The following is a 4,923-nucleotide window of genomic DNA, read 5'->3' on the forward strand; positions in this document are numbered from 1 at the left end:
ACCGGTGACGAGGATACGCATCAGGGACGCAGGAGGCCGATGATGTCCTTGATGTCCGACAGGTTGGCCGAGGCGATGGCGCTCGCCTTGTCGGCGCCATGCCGCAGGATGCGGTCGATCTCGCCGACATCGGACATCAGGCGGTTCATTTCCGTGCTGATCGGCGCCAGCTTCGCCACCGCCAGATCGACCAGATTGCCCTTGAAGGCGCTGAACTGCTGCCCGGCGAACTGGCTGAGCGTGTCCTGGCGGGAGGTTCCGGCCAGCGCCGAATAGATCGTGACGAGGTTGTCGGCTTCGGGCCGCTTCTCCAAGTCCTCGACCGCTTCCGGCAGCGGTTCCGGATCGGTCTTGGCCTTGCGGACCTTGAGCGCGATGGTGTCGGCGTCATCGGTCAGGTTGATGCGCGAATAGTCGGATTCGTCCGATTTGCTCATCTTCTTCGAGCCGTCGCGCAGCGACATGACGCGGGTCGCCTCGCCCAGGATCTGCGGCTCGGGCAGCGGGAAGAAGTCGTTGCCGTAGTGCCGGTTGAAGGCGCCGGCGATGTCGCGCGCCAGTTCCAGGTGCTGCTTCTGGTCCTCGCCGACCGGCACATGGGTCGCCTTGTAGACCAGGATGTCGGCAGCCATCAGGACCGGGTAGGCGTAGAGGCCGAGGGCAGCATTCTCCCGGTGCTTGCCGGCCTTCTCCTTGAACTGGGTCATCCGGTTCAGCCAGCCCATCGGGGTGTGGCAGGACAGGATCCAGGACAGTTCGGAATGGGCCGCGACCGCCGCCTGATTGAAGATGATGCAGCGGTCGGGATCGATGCCGGCGGCGATATAGGCCGCCGTCACTTCCCGCGTGTTCGACAGCAGGACGGCGGGGTCCTGCGGCAGCGTCAGGGCATGCAGATCGACGATGCAGAAGATGCTCTCGAACTGGTCCTGCAAGGCGACCCAGTTGCGCAGGGCACCCAGATAGTTGCCCAGATGCAATTGGCGGGTCGGCTGCATGCCCGAGAAGATGCGGTTCACTGGTCGTCTCCGAATATACCCTGAGAGGATGGCCCGGCTGTTATCCCCTCTGCGGCGGGGCCGGTCAAGCGGCGCCGGGCGGTTCCGGCGCACGCTTCAGCAGAATGCCGATCTCCCCCAGCCGGACGCCGCCGATGCCGTGGGCGACGGCGAAATAGACGGCGGCGCCGATGCCGACCAGGGCTGCCAGCGCCGTCGTCCTGAGTGCCATAGGTCCGTCCAGCCACGGCGCCAGCAGCCATGACGCGGCCTGGAGCGCCACCCCCATGACCAGCCCGGCCGCCAGCAGGCGGGGAGCGCGGCGGCGCAGCCGGTCGTCGATCTGGAAATTACCTCGGGCGTGGAGCAGCCAGCCCAGCAGGGCCGCGTTCATCCAGGCGGTGACGCCCGTCGCCAGCGCGATCCCGACATGGCCGAGCGGCTGGATCAGCGCCAACCCCAGGGCTGCATTGGTCAGGGTCACCGCTATCGCGACCCGGACCGGCGTTCCGGTATCCTGACGGGCGAAGAAGGCGGCGCTCAGCACCTTGACGATCACGAAGGCTGGGATGCCGATGGCATAGGCCGCCAGCGCCTGCGCGGTGGCGGAAGTCTCATGCGGGCCGAAGGCGCCGCGCTCGAACAGGACATGGATGATCGGCTGGGCGGTTATCAGCAGGGCGACCGCCGCCGGCAGCCCCAGCATCAGCGAGAACTCCAGCGCGCGGCTGAGGAAGTGGCGCACGGCGCCATGGTCGCCGCCGGCGACATGGCGCGACAATACCGGCAGCAGCGCCGTCCCGATGGCGATGCCGATCACCCCCAGCGGCAACTGGTTGAGCCGGTCGGCATAATACAGGAACGATACAGCGCCGGACGGAAGCAGGGACGCCAGCACGATATTGATGAACAGGTTGATCTGCATGACCCCGGTGCCGATGGCGCCCGGCACCATCAGCACCATCAGCTTCTTCACGTCGGGCGTCAGGCGCGGCAAGCGGAGGCGGAGGCCGATCCCCGCCGCCCGGCAGGATGCGGCCAGCCAGACCAGTTGCACGATCCCCGCCACCGTGACCGCCTGCGACATGACGAGCCCGGCGGGCATTCCCGCCTCCCGCGCCACCAGCAGCGCCGCGATCAGGGTCAGGTTGAAGGCGATCGGGGCTGCGGCGAATGGTCCGAAACGGTCCAGCGAGTTGAGCACGCCGCCCAGCAGCGCCACCAGCGAGACCAGCAGCAGGTAGGGGAAAGTCATGCGGGCGAAATCGACCGCCAGGGCGAACTTCTCCGGCTCGTCGCTGAAGCCGGGCGCCAGCGCGTGCATCAGCCAGGGCATGGCCGCGACCATCGCGATGACGAAGGGCAGCAGCACCGTCACCATGACCGCCAGCGCCTCTTCCGCGAATCCCTGCGCCGCCCTGCGGCCGTTTCGTTGGAGTTCCGCCGAGAACATTGGGACGAAGGAGACGGTGAAGGCCCCTTCGGCAAACAACCGGCGGAAGAAGTTGGGCAGCTTGAGCGCCACGAAGAAGGCGTCGGCGACCGGCCCCGCTCCCAGGATGGCGGCGGTCAGGATGTCGCGGGCGAACCCCGCCACCCGGCTCAGCATGGTCAATCCGCCGACGGTGGCGATAGCGTGCGCGAAACTCATGATGGAAGGGATTTAGCCGAGATCGCGGGCTGGGGGAAGGTCGCCGATGGGGATTGCCATCCCGCCTCCCGCACCCCAGCTTCCAACCATGCCGCGCATCCTGAACGAACGACCTTCCGACGCTCCAGCATTACCCTCCGTCGATGCCCGGATCTTCAGGCTGATGCTGCCGTTCCTGTGGCCGCGCGACGACCGTGGCCTCCGGGTGCGGCTGGTGCTGTCGATGGCGCTGCTGTGCCTGACGGCCCTGCTGAATGCCGTGGTGCCCATCCTGTTCGCCCAGGCGGTGGACAGGATTTCCGCTCCCGGTCAGGCGGCGATCGCCGTTCCCGTGGCGCTGCTGCTGGCCTATGGCGCGATGCAGTGGCTGGCTAAGGTCTTCAACGAGCTGCGCTGGGCCATGTACGGGCCGATCGAGCAGCGGATGCAGCGGCACATGGGCATGGCTGTCTTCCGCCACGTTCACGAACTCAGCCTGCGTTTCCATCTGGCGCGGCGCACCGGACAGATCAGCCGGGTGCTCGACAACGGCATGCGCGGCATCCGCGAGCTGCTGTTCGACGTGGTGTTCCTGATCCTGCCGCTGCTCGCCGAGATCGCGATCATCTGCGCCGTGCTGCTGGGCGCCTTCAGCCCGGCCTTCGCCGGCATCATCGTGGTCACGCTGGCGCTCTACGGCTTCTGCCTCGTGATCGGGTCGGAACGGCTGCGCCGCCGCCAGCGCCGCGCCGTCGCCGAGGGGGCGGAGGCGCACGGCAAGGCGGTGGACAGCCTGCTGAACTACGAGACGGTCAAGTATTTCGGCAACGAGCGCCACATCGCGGACCGCTACGACGGCGCCCTTCAGGAGGTCGAGCGGCTGACCGTCAACGCCATGATGTGGCGCAGCCTGACCGGCATCCTCCAGGTCTCCATCCTGGGCGTGGGGCTGACCGCGATGATCCTGCTGGCGGCGTCCAAGGTGGCCGGGGGCGCCATGACCGTCGGCGACTTCGTGCTGGTCAACACCTACCTGCTCCAGCTCATCCGGCCGCTCGACCGGCTGGGCCAGCTCTACCGCTCGATCAAGCAGTCGCTGACCGACGTCGAGCAGATGCTGACCCTGCTCGACCAGCCGGCCGAAGTCGCGGACGCCGCCGGGGCCGGCAGCCTGCCGAAGGGACCGGGGCGCCTGCGGTTCGAAGACGTCGGCTTCGCCTACGATCCGCGCCGGCCGGTCCTGGACGACGTGTCGTTCGAAGTGCCGCCCGGCCGCACGCTGGCGATCGTCGGGCCGAGCGGCGCCGGCAAGTCCACCATCGGCCGCCTGCTGTTCCGCTTCTACGATCCGGCATCGGGCCGCATCACGCTGGACGGCGCCGACATCGCGACCGTCACCCAGGCGAGCCTGCGCGAGGCGATCGCGGTGGTTCCGCAGGACGCCGTGCTGTTCAACGACACGATCCTCTACAATCTGGCGTTCGGCCGGCCCGGCGCTTCCATGGAGGAGATCGAGCAGGCGGCGCGGCAGGCCCAGATCCACGACTTCATCGACGGCCTGCCCGACGGCTACGAAACGATGGTCGGCGAGCGCGGCCTCAAGCTGTCGGGCGGCGAAAAGCAGCGCGTCGCCATCGCCCGCGCCATCCTGAAGCGCCCGCGCCTGTTCCTGTTCGACGAGGCGACATCGGCCCTGGACAGCCATACCGAGCTTGCCATCCAGCGGAGCCTGCGGGAAGTCAGCCGGGGCACCACGACGCTGGTGATCGCCCACCGGCTTTCCACCGTAGTCCACGCCGACGAGATCCTGGTGCTGGAGGACGGGCGCATCGCCGAGCGCGGCAGCCACGCGGCCCTGCTCAACCGGGGCGGCGCCTATGCAGCATTGTGGGCACGCCAGCAAGCCGACCGGGAAGCGGCGGATTGAACAATTCGACTCGTAATTCTCAAAAGCTTGAACATGCGCCTGGATTCGTTCTAAATAATTCTGACGAATTCGTGGGCGCCTTTTTTATGCCTCAACCGCTACCATATGCAGGGCCATGACTGGAACACGACCCTTCAAGCATGCACTGGACCGGCTGCAACAGGCCGGCCTCCGTCCGACCCGCCAGCGGCTGGCCTTGGCGCGCCTGCTGTTCGACAAGGTCGACCGGCACATCACGGCCGAGCAGCTGCATGCGGAAGCGGTCGATGCCGAAGTACAGGTTTCGCTGGCGACGGTCTACAACACGCTGCACCAGTTCACCGACGCAGGTTTGCTGCGCGAAGTCGTGGTCGAGGCCGGGCGGTCCT

Annotated in this window: 4 protein-coding genes; 2 read left to right on the forward strand and 2 right to left on the reverse strand. The window is 67.3% G+C overall.

Annotation, left to right across the window (positions count from 1 at the left end):
* Positions 1 to 20: 20 nt before the first annotated feature.
* Positions 21 to 1,019: a tryptophan--tRNA ligase gene (trpS, locus tag AC5JJ6_RS26190; protein ID WP_496044886.1), complete on the reverse strand. Its 999-nt coding sequence runs from the start codon at positions 1,017 to 1,019 to the stop codon at positions 21 to 23.
* Between the two features lie 64 nt (positions 1,020 to 1,083).
* On the reverse strand, positions 1,084 to 2,649 hold the full coding sequence (gene murJ, locus AC5JJ6_RS26195; RefSeq protein WP_496044887.1) for a murein biosynthesis integral membrane protein MurJ: 1,566 nt from the start codon (positions 2,647 to 2,649) through the stop codon (positions 1,084 to 1,086).
* A gap of 46 nt (positions 2,650 to 2,695) precedes the next feature.
* Here murJ and AC5JJ6_RS26200 point away from each other — a divergent pair, with 46 nt between their 5' ends.
* Both AC5JJ6_RS26200 and AC5JJ6_RS26205 read left to right on the forward strand, forming a co-directional pair.
* Positions 2,696 to 4,555: an ABCB family ABC transporter ATP-binding protein/permease gene (locus tag AC5JJ6_RS26200; RefSeq protein ID WP_496044888.1), complete on the forward strand. Its 1,860-nt coding sequence runs from the start codon at positions 2,696 to 2,698 to the stop codon at positions 4,553 to 4,555.
* 115 nt (positions 4,556 to 4,670) lie between these two features.
* Positions 4,671 to 4,923 (forward strand): Fur family transcriptional regulator (locus tag AC5JJ6_RS26205; RefSeq protein WP_496044889.1); only part of this gene is annotated, 253 nt, incomplete at its 3' end.

The organism is Skermanella sp. (assembly GCF_059503625.1).